We start from the raw sequence: 24,538 nt of genomic DNA on the forward strand, positions 1-24,538 counted from the left end.
TTGGATAGGCAAGTATACTGGAAGTAGATCCCCCCAGATCTAGAGAAAGTTTCAAATCACCCGGATGGGAGGATGGAAGGAGAAGAAGACAATGGCCACAACGAATCAGGGAAACACAACTCGCAATACACAGTCAGGTTCGACGGGATCACTGAGTGTCCTGAGCCGGCAGTCGGGTTCATCTCATCACTCGTCGGTTGGAGTGGGGCCCAAGTTCGTGCCGGCTCTCAGCGAGGACGAGGCCATCGGTCAGGCTCGCTTGCTTAAGGCGCTGGCGGACCCCACGCGCCTGCGCATTCTGAGCCTGTTAAGTCGTTATGAAGGGGAGGTGTGTGTCTTTGAGATTGTGGAAAGCTTCACCCTGGAGCAACCGACTATCTCGCATCATCTCCGTATTTTGCGAGATGCGGGGCTAGTGGATTGTCGTAAAAAGGGTCTCTGGGCTTACTATTATGTGCGTCGTGAGGCGCTCAACCGTGCGCGGGATGTGATCAGCGGCATTGTCTCCTAGTCTGGCCGGTCTAGTCGGCTCCACTGGCTAGCTGGCTGGCTCTGCCCCTTAGCTGGCTAAGGTTGGCGGTCTGGTTGGAACGCGTTGATGGGTGCTCTCCCTGTTCCTTGCCAGGGGTAGTGTGGCCACCGCACCGGCGCTGCTGGAGAGCCATCCTGGCCCGCTCTACTGGGCGATGGCGGGCACCAGCTGAGCTGACCTTTGTTCCTGCCTCGTGGCGCCCAATCGAGAAGGTGGTGGGAAGAGAATTCCTGCTTCTGTCCGGCTAACCAGCAGCCAGGGACGGTAGGGTGGTGCAGCGAGGCGGCCTGGTCGCTGGGCGCTTCCGCTCTCTGTTGCTGGCTAAGGGGCATCTCTCCACCAGCTCAGTCTCTCCATCTGGCAGCTTTGTCTGCCTTATCTGGGGGCCTCCGTGGCCAACGGGCTTGCCCTATCGGTAGCGCAGAGGGGGGTGGCCCTCTCTCGGGGCGTGGAGCGACCCCCAAACTTCCCGAACTTGCCAATTTCCCTCTTGACAAGGCTTGAATTTTTTTGTATCCTACAAGGCGGAAACGCTAAGTTGCAAGTGTGCCTGTAGCTCAGTGGATAGAGCGTTGGCCTGCGGAGCCAAAGGTCAGAGGTTCGAACCCTCTCAGGCACGCCTGAAAAGGCCCTGACCGTCAATGACGGTCAGGGCCTTCTGCTTTTCTCCCTCGCTGGCCCTGGGTTGCCAGACTGCTACCTGGATCAGGCTCTTCGCGGGCCGGGACGGCGACCCGCGCTCTCTGCGCTTGCTGGCTTTGGCTTGCAGCTCTCTCTCCTGCCTGCTACAATGGAAACCACATGGCTGGCGGAGCGACGCCGTCATTGCTCATACGGACCCTTTGGCTGGTGGACGCTGCTGGCAACCTCAGCCAGGGACAGGCTCTCGTATTCGCTCGCTCCGCTTCGCCTGCCGCTGGAGTCTTGCCGTGTCCCGGAGCTTTCGTTGTCGCTGCCTCGACCATGTTCGCTGGCGCCTTGGCTGGAACCGTCTTCCCGCCTGGCTTCAGCTGCTAACGCTCTTTATCGCGGCGCGCTATCGCCTCTTTCGCTGGCGGCGGCGCCTCTTGCTCCTCTGGCGGCAAGACCAATCTATGGGGAGCGCAGCTACTACTACAGACTCGATGGAGAAGAAACAAACACTGCTTTTTGTGCGTCATGGCCAGACTTCCTGGAACGTCGAACACCGCCTGCCTGGTCGCTTGCCCGGTATTCCTTTGACCGATCAGGGGAGGCAGCAGGTAGCGCGTCTGGCTGATGCCTTGAGTGTCTTGCCGATTAGCGCGATTATCAGCAGTCCCCTGGAGCGAGCGCGCGATACGGCGGAGATTCTGGCCCAGGGTCGGGGTCTGGAGGTCTGGCTGGAGCCGGATCTGATGGATACCGATGTGGGACACTGGGCCGGTGAGCGCTATGATGAGTTGCTCAAGAAAGATCCTGCCTGGAGGGCTTTCGTACACGATCCGACGGTGGCCCCCGCTCCCGATATTGAGTCCTTTCCCCAGGTGCAACAGCGAGTCGTCGCCGCTGTAGAGCGCTGGCGCCAGCGCCCCGAAGCTGGTCGCTGGCCGCTCTTTGTGGCCCATGCCGATGTCATCAAGCTGCTCCTTGCTCACTATAGTGGCTTGCCGCCTGCGCGTGCCCCCCTGCTGGCGATCGATAATGCTTCGGTGAGCATTGTGGAGCTGGAGGGGGAGCTACCTCCGCGCCTGGTTGCCATTGGCTGGACACCGCGCCCCGGCTGGCTGCGCGCGCCGGAGGCTCATCCGCCTGCCGCCTCGTCTCTCTCTCCCTCTGCCCCTGCGACAGCCTTGCCTGCTGGTGGTAGCCAGCCTGGGGAAACGGGTACAATAGAAGGAGGAGAGGCTTAGCACCGGCTGGCTGGTTGGTTGGTTGCTGTCGTGTAAGCTGAGAGAGTGCTGGAAGGAAAGAAGCAGCATGTTTGATCCGCGAGATCCTTACGAGCGTTACTGGTGGCATTACGAGTCACGCCGCCCGCTCTCGATTGCGCAGATCATTGCCCTAGGCTCAACGGATGCGGAGACGGTTGCTTTGATCTGGTTAATGCTGGAGCATGGTGCCTCGCTGACGGTGGCTGGACCGACTGATCCCCAGCCTGGCGTTGGCAAGACGACAACCTTGAATGCCCTGCTCCAGTTTCTGCCCGAGGGGACGGCGCTGGCCTATATGTCTGGCATGTATGAGGACTTCTCTTTCACTCGCCTGCCAGAAGTCGATCCGGCTCGTACGTATGCCCTCTGCAATGAGGTCAGCGATCACCTGCCGATCTATATGTGGGGGCGTGTGGCTCGTCGCTATCTGCGGCTCCCCGCTCAGGGCTTCCATATCGCTACCAGCGTCCATGCCGATACGATCGATGATGTGATCCGCATGTACCGCCGCGATCTGCGCCTGGAGGTCGAGGACGTTCGTCGCCTGGGCCTGGTGATCAATATGGGGTTGGTGGGCCGTATTTATCCCCCTCGCCGTCGCTGGTTCACGACTCACTATCTGCATCCTCTCGCCCCTGCCGATCGGCCTGACGAGATCGTCAAGCTGCCTCTTTCCATCTGGCATGCTGAGGACGATAGCTTCGAGCATGCCGATGCCTGCGTGATCGATGAGCTGGCCGCGATCGCTGGCCTGTCCTCCCAGGAGTTCAGGGCCGCCTTTAAGCGCCGCGTTGTCTGCCTCCAGGAGATCTCTCGAGGGCGCGGTATCGATATGCACGAGATGTTCGATGCTATTGAGAAGGTTCGCCAGCAGGAGCGTCAGCAGCGCCCGTGAGCCGGCCTGCTCCGCGCTGCTCGCCTCAGCGGAAATATCCGCGCTTCGCCCGCGTGTTCTATGTAATGGCTACAGCATGGCGCTGTAGCCTTCATGGTAGGTCGTTCTCTTCCGCCTGCGTTCACGAAAAGAAAGGAGGGACGCCCGTGTCCGCGCATCTGCTCCTGATAGCAAGCGAAGGGCGCTGGCCCCGCATCTGCAACTCGTGAAGGATTTGTCACATTCTTGTGAGGAGAAGGAGTTTCGCCGTTATGAGGCATGCCATTGCCATGCTCTGCGTCCATACGTCTCCGCTGGACAGACCGGGACAGAGGCCGGACGCAGGTGGCATGAATGTCTATATTCGTTCTCTGGCGCGCGAGCTTGGTCAGCGCCAAATCGCGGTTGATATCTTTACTCGTCGTACTGATAGCCATCTTCCCTCGATTGTCCCCCTCGGGCCGCGCGCGCGGGTGATCCACGTGGAGGCCGGTCCTGTGGCGCGCCTGCCAAAACAGGATCTCTATCCCTATCTCCCTCAGTTTTGTGCCGCGGTTGAAAGCTTCTGCCAGCTTGAGGGCCAAAGCTATGATCTGATTCATAGCCACTACTGGCTTTCGGCTTGCGCCGCTCTGGAGCTGGCTCGCCGCTGGCGCGTGGCCCATGTCACGATGTTTCACACCCTGGCTCGTGTGAAGCTCCTCAGCGATCCCTCCAGCGAGGAGCCGCCGCTGCGCGCTCAGATGGAAAAGCTGGTTGTCGCTGAAGCCGATCGTATCGTTGCCGCCACCGCTGAGGAGCGGCTCCATCTGATTAATCTCTATGCCGCCTCGCCCGCGCGCATTAGCGTCATCCCTTGTGGCGTGGATCTGCGTCACTTTGTGCCTCAGGACCGCTTCCAGGCGCGTCAACGCTATCGTCTACCGCTTGACCGCCCTTTGCTCCTCTTTGCGGGGCGCCTGGATCCATTCAAGGGACCTGATGTGCTGCTGAAGGCTTTGGCCCTGATGGAGGAAAGGGCTGAGGCGGTCATCGTTGGTGGCCAGCTCCGTGGCGATCGGGAGCTGCAGCATCTGCGTCGATTGGCGGCTTCCCTCGGGCTGGCCTCGCGTGTGCATTTTCTGGGAGCTTTGCCACCCTGTGAGATGCCCTTTATCTACAGCGCTGCCGATGTGACGGTTGTGCCCTCCTACAACGAAAGCTTTGGTCTGGCGGCCGTAGAGTCGCTGGCTTGTGGCACACCTGTGGTGGCGACACGCGTTGGCGGCCTGGCGGCTATTGTGCGTCACGGCGAGACCGGCTATTTGGTGCCACGCTGCCCAAGTTTCTTCGCCGAGCGGCTGGATTTCATTCTGCGTCATCCTCCTTTGCTGGCCCAGATGCGTCGTGCCGCTCGCCCCTCGGTCATGCGCTTCAACTGGCCACAGGTTGCTTCTCAGATAGTCGGTGTCTATGCCGAGCTGCTCAACGATGCGCGCTCGCTCCTGGCCCAGTGAGGCAAGAATGGGGCTGCCGGGCTAAACCGATTCGTCGCCTGCTGGCTGCTATCTGGACCCCTGGGCGGCAGCCGCTCGGCGACAAGGTGCGGACGGACAAGGCTATGGATGCGTGAAGGAGGAGCTGTCGACAATGACACGTGCACGCCTGCGTGACCTGGGGATTGCTGTGGGGCATCTGCCCCCTGGACGCTTCAATGCGATTACCGATGTGCCAGGGGTCCTGGTGGGCCACTGTACATTGATCTATGATGAGCCGCGCGTGGCGCGCACTGGGGTCACGGTGATCGTGCCACGCGCGGGAGAGATCTGGACAGATCAGGCTTTCGCTGGCTATTTCAGTCTCAATGGCTGTGGCGAGTTGACCGGAACGGCCTGGATCGAGGAGGCCGGTTTGCTGCACACACCCATCGCTCTCACCAATACCAATGCCGTTGGTGTGGTGCGCGATGCGCTCTGCGCCTTCCCCATAGAGCAGCAGGAAAGGGCCGGTCTGGCTGCGGTTTCTTCTTCTTGGACGGGAGCTTTGCCGGTGGTGGGAGAGACCTGGGATGGCTGGCTCAACGATATTGCCGCTTTCCATGTGCGCAAGGAACACGTCTTTCAGGCCCTGGCTACTGCCAGGGATGGCCCCGTTGCTGAGGGCAACGTGGGGGGCGGCACAGGGATGATCTGCCACGAGCTGAAAGGGGGAATCGGCACTGCCTCCCGCCTGGTCGATCTGGGGGATGCGCGCTATGTAGTGGGAACCCTGGTTCAGGCCAACTACGGCGCGCGCCATCTGCTGCGCATCGCCGGTGTGCCCGTGGGCCGGGAACTCGGCTACGAGCTGGTCCCCAGTCCCTGGTCCTCTCTACCTCCTGCTGCTGGACAGGCAGGAGCCGGCTCCATCATCGGCATCGTGGCCACGGATGCGCCGCTGTTGCCCCTGCAGTGCAAGCGCCTTGCTCGCCGAGCGGCTCTTGGCCTGGCGCGCGTGGGAGGCATCGCCAGCAATGGCAGCGGAGACCTCTTTCTGGCGTTCGCCACCGGCAACCATCTTCCCGCAGGCCAGCAGCGCCCGTATGCGCTGACGATGTTGCCTCACGATCGGCTTGATCTCCTCTTTGAGGCTGTCGTAGAGGCAGTTGAGGAAGCTATTTTGAACGCGCTGACGGCGGCTGAAACTCTTAGCGGCTGGCAGGGCCATACGGCCTATGCCCTCCCCCTGGAGGAGCTGCAGCGTCTCATGGCGCGTTATCGCTAGCCGCCGCTGCCCGGCGGGCAAAGGGGCCTAGCAAGCGCCCAAGCTGGGGGTGCAGCGAGCCTAGCAGGGCCAGGTCCTCCTGGGTCAAAGGCCGGATCAGAAGGAGCAGCAGGAGCGTACCTGCCAGGTAGATCAAGCCCGTCAGGATGAGAGTCGGGAAATTGTCAGGGCGGAGCAGAAGGCCAGGTAGAGCGGCCAGGGTCAGCGCCAGGAGCAGGCGCAGCGTGTAGCCGAGAGGGTAGCGTTCGGGCAACAGGCGCCAGAGGAAGCTGAGCAACAAGGCTCCACCAATTACCTGGGCCAGGCCATCGGCTATTAAGGCGCCCGCCGGCCCCCAACGTGGGATCAGTACGATCCCGAGAACGATGAGTGACATCAGGCTGATCCACTGGCCAAGCACCACCTGCCAGGCTTTCCCCACCACGTAGAGCGTGGACTGATGAATGCTGGTACCCAGCGTTCGGATCAGAATCTGAAAAATCAGGAAGAGAGCCAGCAGCGGCCCAACCGCTTCGTAGCCCTGGTAGAGCAGATGGGCGATCAGCGAGGCGTTGAAGAAGCTGAAGACCAGGACCGGGGCCGCGAGCAGGGTCTCGATCTTGATCAGGGCCTGCCAGGAGCGCGCCAGGCGGGCATAGTTCTGGCCGACAAAGGCTGCCGCCAGAGCCGAGCCGGCCACTCCCCCAAAGCCGGTCACCATCAACAGGCTGGCGGTGTGACCAAGCTGATAGGAGAGGTTAAAATAGCCAATCTCCGCCAGGGGTACAGCGAAGCTGCCCAGGAGAATGATCACCGTTTGCTTGAGCAAGGCCCCAGAAACAAGGTTGGTGAGCCAGGCTGAAAGGCCCAGGCGGATCACTGGCTGCAGCGGCTGATAATAGCTCGCTCCCCGCTGGAGCAAGAGCGGAGCCTGCCAGATCAGGAAGGCTGCTGCACTGGCAAGCGAGACCAGAGCTTGCATCCAGAGCAAGCCATCAACGCCGCCGTCCAGTTGCAGGACCAGGTAGCTCAAGGGGAGCTGCACAAGCTGGGACAAACTGCCGATGACGAAGACAAGGCGCATGCGCATGAAAGAGGCGCAGACGGCAGTTTGCAGGCTGAAGATACCATTGCCCAGGACATAGAAGGCGATGGGCGTGATGTGCCGGAGCAGCTGAGGGTTGCGCAGGCCGTTGGCCAGATCGCTGGCCCAGGTCCACGAGCTGGGAAGCAGGCTGAAGGGCCAGGCCAGAGCCGGCAGGGCGAAGAGCATGACCCCCATGCAGAGCACTAAGGTCAGGCAGCGTAAGAGCAGCAGGCGCCGGATCAGGGCCGCCGCGGCAGGTTGCCCGTGCTCGGCCAGAACTCGAGGCACGTAGGTGGTGGTGGCGTCCTCCAGCCCAAAGGCCACGATGTAGGCGATAGTATTGAAGGCCGACATTGCCACCGCATAGACGCCATAGAGTTCGTGGCTGTTGACAAATGCTCGCGTAATAATGAGCGTCAGAATGAACGAGGAGAGGAAAAACCACAGCCCATATGCCTGGTTCAGCAGATAGCTGATCGGGGTCCGCCGCAGCAGGTGGCGCGCCTCAACCTCGGCAGCCTCGGCTCGGCCGTGCTCTGGGCCGGTCGCTAAGCGGCTGCGGCTGGTCGGCTCTCCAGGGTGAGGGTGACTGCCGTCTGCCAGCCGTTCAGCCTTGTTTTCCTGGATCCCAACCCCGGCCTGCCCTGCTGCCCCGGCCTGGACTGCTGCCAGCGGCGCCGCGGGCTGCTCCTGCTCATCCCTGCCAGGCAGGGAAGCTGCCTCGGCGAGCTGACCAGTATACAGACGTTTCAGTCGCAAAGGGTGAAACCTGGGTCGCTGCATAGCTCGTAGTATACACCTTTAACTAGATTGGTGCAGCTTGAAGACCTGCCGTCCTAGCCAACCAATCCCACCCAGGAAAGCGAACAGCTCCAGTGTGCTGACGTTGGCCGTCACATGGTCTGGCGAAACCAGGTAGAAAGCCCCGATCTTGAAAGTGGCGGCCACCAGAAAGAGGCCCAGGCTAAGCCAGGCCGGCAAGGTGGCGTAAAAGAGCGCTCGCTGCCAGGCGCGACAGAGGAAGCCAATCAGGACGGGGAGCACGTACAGCAGAGCGGCCACAACAGGAGCCAGCGCCGCTGGATAGGGGCCGTCCAAGGCCGCGTCCGTTGATTGGGGCAGCAGGCGCGTCCAGAGCTGGGCTGGCACCAGCGCCGTCAGGAGAAGAAGAGTCTCAAGGATGATCAGACAGACTACGGTAATATGCCAGCGTTTCTCTTGCTCTGCCGTGGGTACACTTAAACGCAGCATTATGCTTTACTCTCTTCGGATGTAGATCATACATTGAATACAGAAAATCCTGTAGAAAAGAGTCTCTGCTAAGAGAACGTGCAGATGGACTACTGAGGGAGATGCAGCAGCCCCAATTGGTATTTCAGCATCAGAATCCGGCGAACTGACTCGTCGATCCGTGCCAGGCTCAAGGCGCCGGTCTGCACCGCTGATTTCAGGGCCTCTATCATGGAGGCCGCGGTTTGCGCCGAGACGGCTCCCATCAGGAGATCGGCTCCGGCCTGGACCGCCATCACGGCTGCCTGGGTCTCGCTGTAGTGTGCGCTGACACCCTCCATAGTGAGGCTATCGGTGATGACTACGCCCTGGAAGCCGAGCTTCTGGCGTAGAATGCCGGTGATCACCTTGGACGATAGCGACGAGGGAGTGCTGCTGTCAATGGCCGTCACGATCTCGTGGGTGACCATCACGGCATGAACCTGTCCCTGCTGGATCAACGTGCGATACGGCAGCCAGTCGTTGGCCTCTAGCTCGGCCAGGCTGCGCGTGAGAACGGGCAGTCCGCTATGGGGATCAACGCTGACGTCCCCCAGTCCCGGAAAATGCTTGAGAGTCCCAAAGACCTGGCCGCTCTCCTGCAATCCTTGCAGGTAGGCTCCCGCCATGCGTGCCACAACCGCGGGATCAGTTCCGAAGGTACGGGTAGCCAGTTGGGGGTTATAGACGCTTGTCACATCGACGACAGGAGCAAGATTCAGGTTGATCCCGTAAGCGGCCAGATCGTGGGCATCTTGCCAACCGGCGGCTCGGGCGCGCTCGGGGTCGTTAGTGGCGCCGATCTCGGCCGCTGAAGGGCGGGGGCCATCGAGGCCGCTCAGGCGATCGACTCGTCCCCCTTCCTGATCGATGGCGATCAGCAGAGGAATCCCGCTGCCAGTAGTGCGCGCTCCCGTCTGGATCTCTTGAGTCAGCTGCTTCAGTTGGGGGGCACTCATGATATTGTTGTTGGCCGTGAAGAGAATCACAGCGCCAACGTTTTCTTGAGTGATCATAGTGCTGAGATCGAGCGAATAGTAAGGACCAGTAAATTGGACAAAGAGCATCTGGCCTAGCTTTTGATCAAGGGTCATATTGCGCAGAATCAGATTGATATAGGCTGTGGGGGTAAGTTGCTGCGAGCCTGGCTCTGTGGTATGGGCGGCCGCTGTCGAACCTGGCAGGGCCGAGTGAATCTGCTGCAGAACGTTGTGGGAGCTGGCCGTTGTGCCCCAGAGCATGAAGGCCCAGCCCTGTGGTCCCAGCACTTGGGCCAGGCTGGTGGTAGTGGCATTGATAACCAGGATGAGCAGAACGATCATCAGGCCAAGAGCCTGACCGCGGGTCAGTTGGAAGGCTCGCTCGCGGACCTGGCTGCTGGCTGCTGGCAAGGCTGGCAATCTGCGGGTCGGCAGGAGTGCGAGGGCGCCAGCGCCGCTCTCTAGAGGGTGAGATCGCCCAGAGAGGGGGGCAGCAGAAACAACGAGATCTGTGGGCAGCTTGACCGTTTCAAGCTCGGCCAACTGAGACGCTCTCGCTGCCCGGGTTGAGGAGGAAGGAGCAGGAAGCTCGCGTGTCTCCTGCTGCGCGATCTCCTCGACTCGTTGCTCTCCGCGCTGATCTTGCTCATCGCCAGCCGTGGCTGTCCGGGTGAGCGGTGTCAGCAAAGGGGCTTGTAGTCTTTTGGCATCGGGTCCGCTGCCAGGATCCGCTCCGGCTCTCGGGGAGAGGCGCTTCGGCGAGGGTCTGCCGGGAATCCTGATTGCGGCCAGCTTGACTGTATCCTCATCCTCCGGGCTGGTCTGCGAGACTCCCAGAGGTTTCTGCTGGCCGGGCGGTTGCTCTCTCTCCATGATCATGGTACCTCGTCGTTGTTGACCTCTGTCAGGCCAGAGAGATGTCTCCCTCTGCCACTAACAGAGGTGCTTGCCGCACGCTTTGTTCTGTCGCTATTACCAATGACGGATTGCCTGGCTGCCTGTCCAGGGTCTTTTGTCCGCACTCTCCGGTCAGCCAGAACCCGGAGCTGTCAGCCTGCATACGAACCAACGGGCCTGCTGAGCTGGTCGGAAATGCCTGCCCTGCGCTTCAGCGGTGACTGATCTGCCGCCTGGACCCCCTGCTGTCCTCCTCTCTGTCTGCCTGAAGCCCGGGTTCATAAGCTTTCTGTGTAATAAGGTGGGGCTGTTGTGGCCCGGCACTTTCTTGCTGTCGGTTGCCTCCTTGTTGACACTTGTTCAAGTCACCGCTTCTACGCTATACTGTGACTGCTATCAACCGGCAAGTTCTGCGAAAGGTCGCTGGACGGAATGAGAGCGGAACAACATCCACAGGCCCTCGTGAGCGTGCAAAAACCAAGCGGTGGAGCGAGGGCGCTGCGACGGCTCGCCTGGCCGCTATTGGTTGGAACTTTGGCCGCTGTGGCGGGCTTCCTCGCTGAGCTGATGCTGCATTGGCTGCAATCCCTGGCTGTGTACTGGCCAGTGGAACAGGAAAGAGGCCAACGGCCTGCTTTGTTGTTGTCTTTTGCTTCCTGGCTTCCTTCGCTCTCCTTCGCTGGATGGTGGACGCTGGCCATCCCTCTCACGATCGGCCTGGCTGTCTTTGTAATCACTGGCCTGCTGCGTCGCCCGCTGGCTCTGCGCGCCTATGCCCGAGCCGTGCGTTCCTCCTCGGCGGATTCCCTCGCTGTGCTCCCCCTATCGACTGCCTCTGATATCTACGAAACGGCGCTTGCTTATTATCAGGATATCACTGATCAGAGTGCTCTGCCATATAAACAGGACCTTTCTTTCTCTGCTTTGTTGCAGGAGCCATCTGCTCAGCTGTTGCTGCTGGGAACTTCTGGGGCAGGGAAAACGTTCGCCCTCTCTATGCTGCAAAGATCAGCTCTGGATGCCTTCTTCCAAAATAGGGGAAAGAGTCCCAAACTGCCCGTCTATCTCTCCCTAGAGCACTATAGCCTCTATCTTAATAGAAGATCGTCGATTGTTGTCGGAGCGGAAGAGGAGAGCCTGGGGTCCCGGCAGGGCACGGATAAGGGGGAGGATGAGAGCCAGGCCGGTCGGGAGGTGGCCTCTCAAGGCTCAGCCATCGCTAACCTGCGGCCAGAGGCGACCCTCTTTGATTTTCTGCTGGAGAGCCAGGCAGCAGGTCTGCCTCATCTGCGCCCCTATCTGAGTCAGTTGGCGGAGCGTGGGCAGCTCCTGCTCCTTTGCGATGATCTCCACCTGATCGAGGCGGCCTTCCGCGAGGCCATTGTGGCCGAGCTGAGCTATCTCATGAGTCAGACGGGCAACCGTCTGGTAGTGAGCGCCTGCGATCTCTCCTACGAGGCCCTCCCGCAGCTTGAGCGCCTGCTGACGGAAGGGGGCATGGCCTGTGCCGTGCTGGCGCCGCTCTCGCCGGCGCTCATTCGGCGCTTTGTTGAGCGAGCCTTGCGGGAGCAGCAGAGCGGCTCGCGGCGCCGGTATACAGCTGGCCAGATCATACGTGCGCTTGAAGACAGCCGCCTGCGCTATCTGTGCAGTGTGCCACTGACCCTCTTTAGCTTTCTAGAGGTGCTGGATTCGCTCGATCTGGCGAATCCCGGGCAATTCGATAGCCGTGGGCGCCTGTTCGAACGTCTGCTGCATCGCTTGCTGGCGCGAGAGCTACGGCAGAAGCGCTGGCGCCGTAGCAAGGGGGGCCTCAGAGAGGAAGAGCTGGTCACTTTATTGCGCCAGTTGGCCTGGACACTCTATCAGAGTGGAGGGCGCGATCTTATCGTCTGGCCCTCTGCCCAGGGGCGTCGTCAGAGAACAAGAACGCGCGCGGCTGCACTGGCCCTGCCTCGCTGGTTTGAAGAGAATGGAGCGATGCTTTCAGGACAGGGGCTGGTCCTGCCGGCGGATCTGCAGGCACCACTTGCTGAGCCTTCGCATCTGGAGCGGCAGCTTGCCTGTCTGGAGAACGCCGGTCTCGTGGCCCTCAGCGGCGATGGCCTGCGCTTCCGCCATCTCTGGCTGGTTGAGTATCTTGTGGCCTCTGTCCTGCGAGAGGTTGATCAGGAGGCCGATCAGGGGCTGGAGGGACGTCAGGCGGCGCTGGCTCTTTGTTGTGGCGATGCGGCGCGCTGGGCTGGCCCTGTGGCTATGTGGGCGGGCCTTGTAGATGAGCCATTGGCCCTGGCTGAGCGCTTTGCCGGCTTGGGAGAGGCTCATGCTTCCTTGGCCGGGCCTGCCAGTGCTTTGGCGCTCATCTGTGTCGGCGTCGCCTGGTGCCCTCCGCGCTCGATGGCCGATGAGCCGCTGAGTTTGCCGCCCCGCCTGCTGCGCTTGCTGAGCACTGTATTGCGCGATCCGGCGGAAGTGGAGCAGCTCTCTCGTCTGATTGGTCGTTTGGCGGCAGAAGGCACGCTCGAGGTCTATCAGGGTCTGCTGCCGACCGTGATGGTGCCCGGCGTGGAAAACCTGCTCCGGCTCTGCGATCAGAAGCTGTTGCTGGATCGCCTGTTCGATTACCTTTATGAGGTAATTGATCTGCCAGCCTATGATGCTCAGGTCCGCCGGCTCATTCCTGTGCTGGGGCGTCTTGGCGAGGGGGTGATCCCCTACGCTGCTGAATTGGTGCAGCCGGCAGCCGACCATTCGCTGCGCCTGCGGGCTGCAGCGGTGCGTATTCTGGCGCGCTCTGATGCTCAGCAGGCCGTTGATCCTCTCCTTGATTGCCTTGGGGATAGCGAGCAGGTCATTGTCGACGGAGCGCTCAAAGCGCTTGTTCGCCTGGGACCGGCGCGGGCTTTGGGGCCTCTCCTGGATGCCTTGGAGCACTATCTACCGGGGATGGCGGGAGCCCGCCAGGTACTGCGCGCCGTCCTGGTGGTTCTTGACTACTTTCTCAACGAGACTGATCCGCAGCGGGCCCTCTGCGAGGAAGATCGCAGGCGCATCTTGAGCGCCGTCTCGCCTCTTTTGTCTGGCCAACAACCGCCCGAGGTACAGCGTGGAGCGCGCGAGCTATTGGCCCGGCAATTGCGCAGGCAGCCGCAGCCCGAAAACGTCCAGTTGCTCATTCAGGCCCTGGCCAGTGCTGACGATCTCCTGGTGCGCAACGCTATTCGCGTCCTTCAACAGGGGGATGCGCGCCTGACGCCGCTGCTTATCGAGCAGCTAGAGAGCCAGAGTGCCGAGGTGGTGCGGGCCCGCCTGGTCGAGGTCCTGGGAGGCATACGCGATCTGCAGGCCTTGCCTGTCCTGCTCAAGCTTCTGGCCGATCCCTCACCGCTGGTCCGTCAGCAAGCAGGCATTGCTTTGCAGCATGCCTATGTGCCCGAGAGCATTCCGGGCCTGATCGAGCTGGTCTTGCAAAGCAAGGAGGAGCAGGTGGCGGAGCTGGCGGCGCGTATCCTCAGTGGTATGGGCGAAGAGGTCGTTGAGCCAATTTTGCAGGCCCTCCCCCAGATTGTCCCCGGTCGGACGCAGTTGCTGATTCGTGTTCTTGAAGAGCTGGATGACCCGCGCGTCATTCCGGCGCTAGTTGATCTCTTGAAGGAAGCGCGGGCGGAGCCGCTGCTGGTGGTGGCCCTTATTCGCGCTTTGAGCCGTTTCGCCGATGCGCAGGTGGTGCCGCCGCTGATCGGTTTGCTGGACAGCAAGGAGACCCTCGTCTATGAAGAGGCTATTCTGGCGCTGAGTCGCCTGCGCGAGGTGGCTCTCTCGGATCTGCTTGATGCCCTGGATGTCGAGCCAGAGCGCGAGACCGTCGTTGCGGCGCGGGCGCGGCGGGCGATTCTTGGTATGGAGCCATTTCCGGGGGAGCAGCTTATCGCGGTCCTGACCCACGGAAGCGAGGCCCAGGTGAGCCAGGTAGCCAGGATCTTCCAGGAACGGGGGGCTGAGGCCGCCCTGCTGCTTGTCCATCAGCTCTTCCACCCCGATGCTCGCACTCGTGGCTATGTTCGCCAGATCCTCGATGGCATGGCCGGACAAATCCTGGTGCCTGCGCTTCTGGAGGTGTTGAATCGCCCGGCCTGGCGCCCAGTGTTAGCTGAGTACCTGGTGCGCTATCCGGCTGAGGCCGTGCCTCCCCTGATCGCTCTGCTTGGTGACCCTGAACGCGGAGATGCCGCGGTCTCGGTCCTGCTGCTCTTCGGGCCGAGCATCCTCTCAGCGATCGTTCCGGGCCTGGCCCAGGAAGATGAGCTGGCACGGCGACGGGCCCAGCAGTTGGTGATCTCGCTGGTGCGTCAGCAGCCCGAAACCGTTGAGCAGGTGGTACAGCTTTTCGGCCCCTCGTTGCCCTCGCGTGCCTATGAGAGCCTGGTGGAGATCCTGGCGGGCGATCTGGCCGATCTGGCCGTGCCCGCGCTCCTGGCGGGACTGGGCGACGCCTACCTGCTGGCCGGGGTCTCTGAGGTGCTTGCTCGCCTGGCCCGGCGCCGGCTGACGCCCGCCGGACGCGAGGCGCTGGCGGGCCTGGTGGCGGCCCTCCGCTCGGACGAGCAGCGGCATGGGGCTGAGATCACTCTGGTCGAGCTGGGTGAGCTGGCGGTCGCTTCCGTAGGCGAGCTGATCACTGATCCCGATCCCCAAGTGGCGCGCGCCGCACGGCGTATTCTGCGCGATATCGGCACGCCTGCCCTTCCCTTTATCTGGGCAGCCTGTAGCGATCTGGCCAATCGTCAGCGGCGCGAGGCCGCCCTGGAAATCTTTCGCAGTATGCCGACGCTCGTCATTAAGGATGAGCTGTTGGCCCATCTGGCCAGTCGGTCCGTGCAAGAAAGCTCTATGGCGGCTACGCTCTTGCAGGAACGTATCTACGATGAGGCCAATAGCCCTGATCCTTCCCGCCAGGAGATGGTCCCGGCCTTGCTGGAGTATGTCCAGCATCCTCAGAGCGATGAACGGCTCTGCCGGCGCATCCTGGCTCTGCTCCTGCTGATGGGCGGCGAGTACATCGTACAGCACCTGGTGCAGGCTCTCTATGAGCGGCCAGAGCGTCAGGAGCTGTTGATGCGCTGCTTTCTCTTCCTGGGACGGGAGGGCGAGGCGGCTCTCTGGGAGATGTATCATGATCCAGAGACGCCACCGGACCTGGCCAACCAGGTGGTCAGTGTGCTGGGAATGCTGCGTGCCTATCCTGAGATCTGCGACCTGGCCCTGAGCCTGAGTCAGTATGGCTTGACTCTCAATAAGGAGCGGCTCCAGAGTCCCGATCAGCTGGAGATCTCTCTGCGGGCCCTCGGTGGCCTCCTGGCTGGGGGACACTGGAACGTTGAGGCCCTGGAGGATCTGCGCCAGCGCTTGAACGAGGGCACTGCGGAGCGCGACCTGGTAGAGGTGCTTTTGGGTTGGCGCTATGGCTCCTACATTACTCGCCTGGAAAACGACTTGCAGAGCGTCGAACAGGCTCATAAGGAGAATATGCGCAACCTGACCATGCAGCTTCTGCAGGCTCGTAGCCAGTTGAGCGATATGGAGCACGAACGTGAGAATCTTGAGGAGTCGCTCAAGAAGGCCCAGCAGGAGCTGGAGATCGCGCGCCAGGAGCTGGCCCGCTTAACCCAGGAACATCAACGCCTTCAGCAGGAGCAAGGGACTCGCAGCGAGGAGCTGGAACAGGCTCAGCAGGCCGTCCAGCGTCTCCAGGAGCGCTTGAACGTGGTCGTGCAAGAGAAGCGGCTGCTTCAGGATCAGATCAATCAGTTGCATGCCCATAATGCTCAGCTTGTTGAGCAGATCAATCTGCTTCAGGGGGCAGAGAACCCCTGATTGCCTGCCTTGAACCTGTATGGGGCCGGCCAGAGAAGATCAGGCGAGCGGCATTAGTGAGCTTGAGGTGGGCTGGGCCGGCCCCTCCCGCTCCTCCTGCGCCGGAGCGCCAGCCACGAAGCTGCACGGACCACCGGACCTGCTGCCGGGGACCAGTCTGGTCTGTCTGACCTGGACTGGCCGTCAACTGGCTTGATTACAGCTCTGGCTCCCTTTCCTGAGCGCCCCGAGGCCGCCGGCTGTAGAGAGCGTAGTCCCAGTCCAGATATGCCTTGGGTAGCATGTCCTCGGGAGTCCATTCCTGCTGCTGCCCGTATTTCCCCTGATATTCCTTAAGGGTTTCGCCGACGTATTCGAAAGTGATCTGGCAGATGCGGAAGCCGACGGGAACGACGATGGTTGTCATCGTATGGTTGCTGATCTCCATCGTCCAGCGGCTGATATAGCCTACATCGCCGACCCCGGCGCAGCGGCAGACCGAGAGACCTGAGCGGGCCACAGTGCTGCGTGCGTACATTTTCCCCAGATACCCATTGCGGCCACCAATGATCTCTTGCGTATGGGCCAGAATGGTGGTACCCGGACGAATGGCGATCTGGCCGTTCCTGGCGCGCCGTGGCTCACCCCAGTAGCGCCGGATCTCCTCCGGGTTGTCTAGATGCAGGGTTTCAACGTTCGCATCGCCCTGGAAGTACCACTCACCCAGACGGCAATCGTAGGAGTTGGTCCCTAACTGGCGCTCATCGAATGGCTCGATGACAATGTTGCCACGTGCAAGCTCTTCTTTGATACGCTTATCCGATAGCAGCATAGAAGGTCATTTCCTCCGCACTGGATGAATTGGCTCTGCAGACCACCGCCATCATCTTCAGCCGCTACGGACCAGACAAGGGTTGGCGCTGATCTTGAGACGGCCCAAAGGCTGGCGAGAGGGGAGAGCGATGGTGTAGCTGCTATGGTATCACATCTGAGCTATTTTGTCTGCGCGCCCGACCGTCCGGTCCCACCCCGCCTCGCTGGAAGGGCTAATCAGGCTCATGCTGCTGGGCACGTAGCGCCTGCCAGATGCTCTCAATCAGCTCCTCGCTGGCCTCCCGCTCTGTCAGAGCCTGGCGGCTAAAGGGGAAGAAGGCCCGATCCCGACTATGATGCTTTATCCAGCGACTGATGATCATGAGCTGATCGATCTCGGCCTGCCCAACTATCGCCGGCGGGGTCTGCTCCTGGGCAGCCCTCCTGAGCAGGTTGCGCAGGGCCTGGCGTGTGGCCTGCTCTGCGTGAGGGACTCGTTGTAACTCAAGTAGGCGACCGTGACGGATCAAAAAGATCTCGTTATGGCCCTGGCATGCCGACGGGTAGACGATGAAGAGATTATTGGCTGCCACAGCGTTGCTGATCAGGCGCTGGCAGAGGAGCACCTCTTCGGCTCCCTCGAGCATGTCGCGCAGCAGGGCGGCCCGCTCGTAGTGCAGAGCCTGAGCCGCTTCTTCCATTTGAAGACGCACGCGCTCCAGCAGCTCGGGACGCTCGCCCCTCAGAAAGGCGCAGACCTCCTCGATGAGATCTTGATAGGGAGCCGAGTCTAGCTGTCCACTGCAGGGACCCAGGCAGCGACCTAGATGGTAGCGCAGACAGGGCGGGCTGGGTGCCGCTTCCGGGGGCAAAGAGCGGCTACAGGTGGCCAGAGGAAAAAGGCGTTGGAGCAGCTCTCGCGTTAGCTCAAGGCTGCGTTCGCTGCGAAAGGGTCCAAAATAGCGAGCGCCGTCGGCCTCCGGTTCGCGAGTGATCAACAGGCGTGGAAAAGGGTGCTGCACGTCGATCTTGAGAAAAGGGTAGTGCCTGTAGTCGCGCAACTGGACGTTATAGGGCGGCTGCAGCTCCTTGATCAACTGAGACTCGACAAGTAAGGCTTCTAGCTCGGAGCCGAGAGGACGGGTCTCGATGGCCTGTACCTGCTGGAGCAGACTATCGATTCTCGGTCTGACGCCAAGGCGGTGGTGGTAGTAGGAGGCCAGGCGCGTCTTTAGACAGCGGGCCTTCCCCACATAAAGCACTCGGCCCTCGCCATCTTTCATCAGGTAGACTCCAGGCTGAGCGGGAAAGCTCTGGCGCCAGGCTGGATTGAGCCACAGGGCGCCTGAGAGAGGTAGCCTGGCCGGAGAGAGCTGTCGCCCTGCGCCGGCTCTCCTTTCTGAGGACTGGTCTGACTCTCCCCCCAGCTCGCTCGTCTTCTGCATCCTCAATCTGGCCGGCTTGCCCTCCAAAGGCTGCAGATACTCCTGAAGCTGCCCATACGTTGTTATGCCCTGCTGGCGGGCCAGCCGCAGCAGTTGAACAAAGACCCGAGCCGTTGCCTCGGCATCGGGCAGCGCCCGATGGGGAGCGGTCAGTGGGACCTGCAGTCGGCGGGCGAGGGCGGCAAGGCCGAAGCGGCGCTGATCGGGCAGAAGACGGCGGGCCAGAGGGAGTACATCGATGCCGTCGCTGGGCAAATGGACCTTGAGAGGGGCCGCCTCATAGGCCAGAAAATGCAGGTCGAAGCTGAGATTGTGCCCAACCAGGATGGCTTCGCTGCAAAAGCACAGTAGCTCGGGCAAGACGGCCTCGATGGTGGGCGCAGCCGCCAGGCTTTGCTCGTTGAGGCCGGTCAGGCGCGTGATCGCGGCAGGCACTGGTCGCTGTGGATTGATAAGGCTATGGAACGACTCTGCGAGAAGCTCCCCGCGGAGACGCCAGGCCCCAAGCTCAATGATGCGGTCGCGTCCCGGTCTCAGTCCCGTCGTTTCGCTATCCAGGACAACAAAGTCCAGGCTCTCCAAAGGACGCCGCCAGAGGCTCCAGACGGTAGGCTGCCAGCGTCCGGCCGCATCGCGCTCAAAGAGCGCCGAGTCGGCCAGGAGCTGACCGAGCGGCTGATCCTGAGAGGCCCGCCAGACAGGCTCTTCCCTCTCCTCGAGGCGTTGAGCAAGCTGCTCCTCATCCAGAGGCTCGCCCGCGGCCTGGAGCACGGCATAGATCGCCCGTAAGATGCTGCCAGAGCTGGTTGCTTGCTCTGGCTCAGCAGCATGTTGCAAGGGGGGTCTCGACCTCGTTGACATCTTGCCCTGTTGATCGTGGCTGGCTGTTCTTCAAACGGCCCGCGGAAGCGAGCGAATCGGCGAGCACCAGCGCTGATCTCTCAGGCTAGCTTCTTCTCTGCCTCACTATTCAGTATCAGTGAGGATAGCACGAGGGAGACAGACTGACAAGAAGGCCGGACAAGATGGCGCGGCCCGCTTTTGTTCCTGCTCCTGTCCGCCAGGTCCCATCTCGCTCGCCCGCTCTCCCGTGGACTTGACGGGCCAGGTCCGGCCCAGGCGACCGAGCAGGCCGCTCCAGGCCGAGGCCAATCAGAAACCTGTTCCTGGAAGGCTACCTGGCAAAGTGATATACTGATCCCATCCCTATCGACCGCCCACCGAGAAGGAGGGGCACTCGCTTATCAACGGCTGCTCTGGACTGCCAAGGCAGTCTGCGGCAGGCGAGAGAGAGAAATTCGAGGGAGACATTACCGCTTGCGAGTGAGAAGCCAACGATGACTGCCGGAATGCCGATCCCAACATTTCAAGAGGTCTTGCAGGCCAGGAAGCGCATTGCCCCTTACTTGCCACGTACCCCCCTGCATAGCTATCCTGCACTCAATGAGCTGCTTGCAGCTCAGGTCTATGTCAAGCATGAAAACTATCATCCAGTCGGAGCCTTCAAAGTGCGCGGGGGCATTAACCTGGTGTCCTGCCTCACACCTGAAGAGCGCGCCCGCGGAGTAATTGCCGCCTCCACCGGCAACCACGGCCAGTCGGTTGCCTATGCTGCCCGTCTCTTCGGCGTCAAAGCCCGCATCGTCGTTCCCGAAGGAGCCAATCCGGGCAAAGTCGCGGCCATGCGTGGTATGGGTGCAGAAGTAATCTTTCATGGTCCGACCTATGATGAGGCGAAAGCCCACTGTGAGGAGCTGGCCCAGCGGCACGGTTACCGCTATATCCATTCTGGCGATGAACCTTTGCTGATTGCTGGTGTGGCGACCCTGACGCTGGAGATACTGGAGGACTGCCCCGATCTAGAGGCGCTCATCGTGCCGATCGGGGGGGGGAGCGGCGCCGCCGGCGCCTGCCTGGTGGCTCAGACTCTCAGCCCTCATCTGCGCCTCATCGGAGTCCAATCCGAAGCGGCGCCAGCGGCCTACGAAGCCTGGCGTCAGGGAGAACTGGTCACCGCCCCTAATCGTACCCTGGCGGAAGGGCTGGCCACCGGTGTCTCCTTTGCCTTGCCGCAGCGCATCCTGCGCCAGTATCTCCGCGAATTTGTGCTGGTCTCCGATGAAGAGATCTTGCGCGCCATTGCCTGGATGGCTGAACTGGCCCATACCCTGGCCGAGGCAGCGGGCGCGGCGGCGCTGGCAGCCGCCTATCGGCTGCGAGACGAGCTACAGGGCAAAAAAGTCGCTCTCGTCTGCTCCGGTGGAAACGTCTCTCTGGATCAATTACAGCGTGCCCTCGCCCTTCGCTTGCAAAGCCAGGCGAAGCGTCTTTGAGCGATATCGATATAGACAGACTGACGCGCCATAAAGAGTGCTGAGAGCGGGCTATCCTTTGCAGTGAGAGAGAAGAGGCACTGTGAGCGCTATTGTTCATATTCGGGAGATCGTCCCGGCCGATGCAGAGGCCTTTCTCAAGCTCTGCCGACGGCTCGATCAGGAAACCCAATTTATGCTCCTGGAGCCTGACGAGCGCACCTTTAGTCCAGATCAGCAGCGGCAGGCTCTCGAGCGACTGCTGGCCAGCGGACGGTCAACCATCTTTGTTGCCGAAGTCGGCCAGAGCGGCGAACTGGTCGGTTACCTGGCCATCGAAGGAGGCACCTACCGTCGCGAACGCCATCGAGCTACGCTGGTTGTCGGCGTAGTTCAGACCTTTAGCGGACAAGGCATCGGCAGCCGTCTCTTCCAGGCAATGGAGTCCTGGGCCAGGAAGCGGGCCTTTCATCGTCTGGAATTAACGGTGATGGCCCATAATCAGCGGGCCTTGGCCCTTTACCTGCGGCAGGGCTTTATCGTCGAGGGCCTGCGCCGCCAGGCCCTCTTTGTCGGCGGGCGTTACGTTGACGAATACTATATGGCAAAGCTGCTGGACTGACCGTCAGATTGGCTCAGAAGCAGAGCGCCCTTTCCAACTGCCAGCCGGCCCAACGGAACAGCTCTTTCGCTGCGGCTGCAAACATGCTACAATAACAACCATGAGTGAGCTGACCTCGCGTATCGAACGCCTACAATGGCGAGTCCACGAAACGATGGTGCGCCTTTGACCTGGCGCACAAACGGGAACAGATTGCAGCTCTAGAGGCGGAGACGCTCCAACCCGATTTCTGGTCCGACAATCGGCAGGCTCAGGCCCACATGCAGCGCCTGACAGCCCTGCGCGATGAAGTAGAGACCTGGGAGAGGCTGGAGAAGCAGCTCCAGGATCTAGGGGAGTTAGCGCAATTGCTGGAGGAGGAGCCGGATGCTGAGCTGGAGGCTGAAGTTGTACGCTCGCTCAATGCTGTAGAGCAAGAGGTAGAGCAGCTTGAGCTGGCTCTGCTCTTCAGCGGCGAGCACGATGAGCGCGACGCCATTCTCAGCATCCATGCCGGCAGCGGTGGCGTCGATGCCCAGGATTGGGCCGAGATGCTGCTGCGCATGTACGTGCGCTGGGCTGAGCGGCACCGCTTCCGCACCCAGATCTACGAGTACAACGAAGGTGAGGAGGCGGGCATCAAGAGCGCCACGGTCGAGATCTCGGGGCGCTACGCTTATGGGCACCTGCGTTCCGAGATCGGAACTCACCGCCTCATTCGTCTTTCACCCTTTGATGCCGCTCATCGCCGCCATACCTCCTTTGCCCGTGTCGAGGTCATACCCGACATCGAGGATGCCATCGAGGTAACCATTCGCCCCGAGGACCTTGATATCGACACCTATCGCTCGACCGGGGCTGGTGGACAGCACGTCAACAAGACCGACTCGGCGGTGCGTATTCGTCATATTCCCACGGGGATCGTAGTCACCTGTCAGAACGAGCGGTCCCAGATCCAGAACCGCGAGGTAGCGATGCGCATTCTGCGAGCGCGCCTCTACGAGTTGGAGCGTCGCAAGCGTGAGGAGGAAGTGGCGCGCCTCAAGGGCGAGTATGTCCAGGCCGACTTTGGGACCCAGATCCGGACGGTCACGCTCCATCCGTATACGATCGTCAAGGATCATCGCACTGGCTACGAGACCAGCGATACTCAGGGTTACCTGGCCGGCGAGCTTGATCCCTTTATCCGTGCCTATCTCCAGATGCAAACGAGCCAGGAGGCCGCGGGCGTGCAGCAGTAGCCTCCTGGCCCGCCGACAGGACTAGAACGGGCGAAAAAGAAAAGGAGGGGCAGAGCCAGCGGTGGCCCTTCCTCTGCCGCCGCTGGGCTGCTCGCTCTGGGCGACTCTCTCTGGTCCGTATCCTTACCCGCTGGCGGGCTGGGCGGGTCTAGGCGTGGCGGCCATCCTCTCCCCCGCCTTTCACAGCGAAGCAAATTCGCGCAGGCCATAGTAGCGCTCGGGGTAGCGCAGCTTGCGCAGGGCCTTCACCTCTATCTGGCGAATGCGCTCGCGTGTCAGCTTGAAGCGGGCGCTTACCTCGTCCAGCGAGTGAGAACAGCCATCCTGCAGGCCATAGCGCATCTCCAGGATCGTGCGCTCACGCGGATTGAGAATCTCCATCGCCTGCTGAAGATGGTCGTGGAGGCGCTGGCGCGCTTCAGTGTCCTCGGGGGCCATCATGCTGGGATCCTCCAGTGTATCGGCCAGGTGATACTGCTCATCATCGGCCACCGGCGCGTCGAGAGAGACGGGCTGCTCCGCGATGCTGAGCAGCTCGACAATGCGCTCCTTGGGTAGACCCACCTCGGCAGCTAACTCCTCGGGCAGAGGCTCAACTCCCTGCTCCTGGTAGATGCGCCGGGCAACGCGCTTGATGCGGTAAATGAGTTCTACGACGTGAACCGGAATATGGATCGTGCGCGAGTGCTCGGCAATCGCTCGACTGATGGCCTGGCGAATCCACCAGGTGGCATAGGTGCTGAAGCGGAAGCCACGGCGATAGTCGAATTTCTGTGCGGCTCGCATGAGGCCGATGTTCCCCTCCTGAATCATATCCAGCAAGGGCAGGCCCTGATTCGTATAGCGCTTGGCGATGCTGACAACCAGGCGGAGATTGGACTCGATAAGGCGCTGGCGGGCCCGCAAATCCCCCTGAGCCACGCGCTCGGCGAGCATTAGCTCCTGCTCTGCAGTTAGCAATGGATAAGAGCCGATTTCCTTCAAGTAGAGCTTGACGGTATCATCGATAGCGCTGCGCTCTGACGCCTCCTCGCCTTCGTCCTCGTCTTCCTCCTCTTCCCCCAGCTCAGCGAGAACGGCTTCTTCGCTCTCCAGATCCAGATCGGAGGGGCCAGGCTCGTCGAAGGGGGCAGCGGCCTGGCGATAGCGTTTTTTGGCCGTGTGCCTGGACTGTCCAGCTCTCCGTTTTGAACGCTGAGCCGCAAGAGACATATCATCCACCTCAAGCAGACCAAGATGCGTCTCTGCCTTGTTTCCTCGCACTCCCATTACTCAAGCTCCTTAGTAGCGCAGATGAGGTCGCGTTGATCACGCTGCTCATGCAACCGATGCCAGTGGATTGAGAGGGGCCGCCCTGGCTGGAAGCCCAGGCAGGTGCGGCGCAGGGGTTGCGCTCCCACACTTCTCAGGATTCGCAAAAAGCGTGCCAAAGGGTAAGGGAGAGGTGCGCTAACTGGGAAGGAGGCCATTCGCCTGACCTCGGACGGCCTGCCCGGCGTCGCCTTCGGACGGAGAGATGAGAGAACAGAGCGCCTGGCGGGCTGACAGGATCGAAGATGCTTCCAGTCTGACGGCGGGAGGGTGAAGAGATTTCCACCTCTGGGGAATTTTGCTCACCCGGAAGGCTGGATGAGAGCCAGCCGCACAGCCGAAGCGGGTCGATCGTCCTCTACCGGGGGCTTGCCTCTCCCTGGTATGCTAATGTGTAGAGTGAGCAAACAGGCGGCGGAGCGGAACAGGAGGTGAGGCGTAAGGGACGGAATGCTGGCGGGGTAAGCTCACGAACGCTCAGGCAAGCGCTGTAAGCCCTCCCCACTGGCCTCAGACAACACCCAGGGTTCTCGCCTACGCTTGCTTCTCGCTTGCCATTTCGGCAGAAGCAATTGTGTGTGACGAATAGATATGTTATAATCGTGTGGTATCGAAGAGATACACGCGCGAGCGGTTGGGATTGGCCGTTCCCAGCAAAACCGACCCCTCATAGGGAAAGAGGGTGTCACACAAGAGACAATCTGTGGTAT

At 61.2% G+C, this 24,538-nt stretch carries 15 protein-coding genes and 1 tRNA gene; 10 read left to right on the forward strand and 6 right to left on the reverse strand.

Features of this window, described 5'->3' with window-relative positions:
* The first annotated feature begins 91 nt into the window (after positions 1 to 91).
* The 6 genes from ACFMO7_RS03470 (at position 92) to ACFMO7_RS03495 (ending at position 6,040) form a co-directional block, all read left to right on the forward strand.
* Positions 92 to 511, forward strand: coding sequence for a helix-turn-helix transcriptional regulator (locus ACFMO7_RS03470; RefSeq protein WP_084657845.1), 420 nt, complete (start codon positions 92 to 94; stop codon positions 509 to 511).
* A 567-nt stretch (positions 512 to 1,078) separates the two neighbouring features.
* Positions 1,079 to 1,151: transfer RNA gene (locus ACFMO7_RS03475), tRNA-Arg, on the forward strand.
* A 310-nt stretch (positions 1,152 to 1,461) separates the two neighbouring features.
* Positions 1,462 to 2,403 (forward strand): histidine phosphatase family protein, encoded by a 942-nt coding sequence (locus ACFMO7_RS03480; protein WP_376794140.1) that lies wholly within the window; start codon positions 1,462 to 1,464, stop codon positions 2,401 to 2,403.
* Between the two features lie 67 nt (positions 2,404 to 2,470).
* Positions 2,471 to 3,319 (forward strand): hypothetical protein, encoded by an 849-nt coding sequence (locus ACFMO7_RS03485; protein WP_376794141.1) that lies wholly within the window; start codon positions 2,471 to 2,473, stop codon positions 3,317 to 3,319.
* A gap of 251 nt (positions 3,320 to 3,570) precedes the next feature.
* Positions 3,571 to 4,794, forward strand: coding sequence for a glycosyltransferase (locus tag ACFMO7_RS03490; RefSeq protein ID WP_376794142.1), 1,224 nt, complete (start codon positions 3,571 to 3,573; stop codon positions 4,792 to 4,794).
* 133 nt (positions 4,795 to 4,927) lie between these two features.
* Positions 4,928 to 6,040 carry a P1 family peptidase gene (locus tag ACFMO7_RS03495; protein WP_376794143.1) on the forward strand — a complete coding sequence of 371 codons (1,113 nt, stop codon included), beginning with the start codon at positions 4,928 to 4,930 and terminating at the stop codon, positions 6,038 to 6,040.
* On the opposite strand, the gene ACFMO7_RS03500 is transcribed toward ACFMO7_RS03495, so the two are convergent.
* The 3 genes from ACFMO7_RS03500 to ACFMO7_RS03510 form a co-directional block, all read right to left on the reverse strand.
* Entirely contained in the window at positions 6,021 to 7,889 is a 1,869-nt protein-coding gene (locus tag ACFMO7_RS03500) for a lipopolysaccharide biosynthesis protein (RefSeq protein ID WP_376794144.1), read from the reverse strand. The two genes, ACFMO7_RS03495 and ACFMO7_RS03500, sit on opposite strands and share 20 nt — an antisense overlap.
* Before the next feature lie 18 nt (positions 7,890 to 7,907).
* Positions 7,908 to 8,357 (reverse strand): hypothetical protein, encoded by a 450-nt coding sequence (locus tag ACFMO7_RS03505; protein ID WP_376794145.1) that lies wholly within the window; start codon positions 8,355 to 8,357, stop codon positions 7,908 to 7,910.
* 89 nt (positions 8,358 to 8,446) lie between these two features.
* The gene (locus ACFMO7_RS03510) at positions 8,447 to 10,228 is read right to left on the reverse strand and encodes a glycoside hydrolase family 3 N-terminal domain-containing protein (RefSeq protein ID WP_376794146.1); all 1,782 of its coding nucleotides are present in this window, start codon (positions 10,226 to 10,228) and stop codon (positions 8,447 to 8,449) included.
* A gap of 660 nt (positions 10,229 to 10,888) precedes the next feature.
* Between ACFMO7_RS03510 and ACFMO7_RS03515 the strand changes: the two genes are divergently transcribed.
* Positions 10,889 to 16,126, forward strand: coding sequence for a HEAT repeat domain-containing protein (locus tag ACFMO7_RS03515; protein ID WP_376794147.1), 5,238 nt, complete (start codon positions 10,889 to 10,891; stop codon positions 16,124 to 16,126).
* Positions 16,127 to 16,322: 196 nt separating this feature from the next.
* Here ACFMO7_RS03515 and dcd read toward each other — a convergent pair whose 3' ends face one another.
* Positions 16,323 to 16,937 carry a dCTP deaminase gene (dcd, locus tag ACFMO7_RS03520; protein ID WP_376794148.1) on the reverse strand — a complete coding sequence of 205 codons (615 nt, stop codon included), beginning with the start codon at positions 16,935 to 16,937 and terminating at the stop codon, positions 16,323 to 16,325.
* A 214-nt stretch (positions 16,938 to 17,151) separates the two neighbouring features.
* Positions 17,152 to 19,200: an exonuclease domain-containing protein gene (locus ACFMO7_RS03525; protein ID WP_376794149.1), complete on the reverse strand. Its 2,049-nt coding sequence runs from the start codon at positions 19,198 to 19,200 to the stop codon at positions 17,152 to 17,154.
* A 500-nt stretch (positions 19,201 to 19,700) separates the two neighbouring features.
* Here ACFMO7_RS03525 and ACFMO7_RS03530 point away from each other — a divergent pair, with 500 nt between their 5' ends.
* The 3 genes from ACFMO7_RS03530 to prfB all read left to right on the forward strand — a co-directional run bounded on the left by ACFMO7_RS03530 (position 19,701) and on the right by prfB (position 22,517).
* Positions 19,701 to 20,696, forward strand: coding sequence for a threonine/serine dehydratase (locus ACFMO7_RS03530; RefSeq protein WP_376794150.1), 996 nt, complete (start codon positions 19,701 to 19,703; stop codon positions 20,694 to 20,696).
* 91 nt (positions 20,697 to 20,787) lie between these two features.
* Entirely contained in the window at positions 20,788 to 21,297 is a 510-nt protein-coding gene (locus tag ACFMO7_RS03535; RefSeq protein WP_376794153.1) for a GNAT family N-acetyltransferase, read from the forward strand.
* Between the two features lie 100 nt (positions 21,298 to 21,397).
* Positions 21,398 to 22,517 (forward strand): peptide chain release factor 2 gene (gene prfB / locus ACFMO7_RS03540; RefSeq protein WP_376794151.1). Its coding sequence is split into 2 segments (ribosomal slippage): positions 21,398 to 21,463 and positions 21,465 to 22,517, totalling 1,119 coding nucleotides; the frame shifts between segments, so codons are not numbered across the junction.
* A 180-nt stretch (positions 22,518 to 22,697) separates the two neighbouring features.
* Here the strand turns inward: prfB and ACFMO7_RS03545 are convergent.
* Complete coding sequence (locus ACFMO7_RS03545; RefSeq protein ID WP_376794152.1) at positions 22,698 to 23,786, reverse strand: RNA polymerase sigma factor RpoD/SigA; 1,089 nt, start codon at positions 23,784 to 23,786, stop codon at positions 22,698 to 22,700.
* Positions 23,787 to 24,538 lie beyond the last annotated feature (752 nt).

Source organism: Thermogemmatispora sp. (assembly GCF_042408735.1).
In the GTDB taxonomy this organism is placed as follows: Bacteria; Chloroflexota; Ktedonobacteria; order Ktedonobacterales; family Ktedonobacteraceae; genus Thermogemmatispora.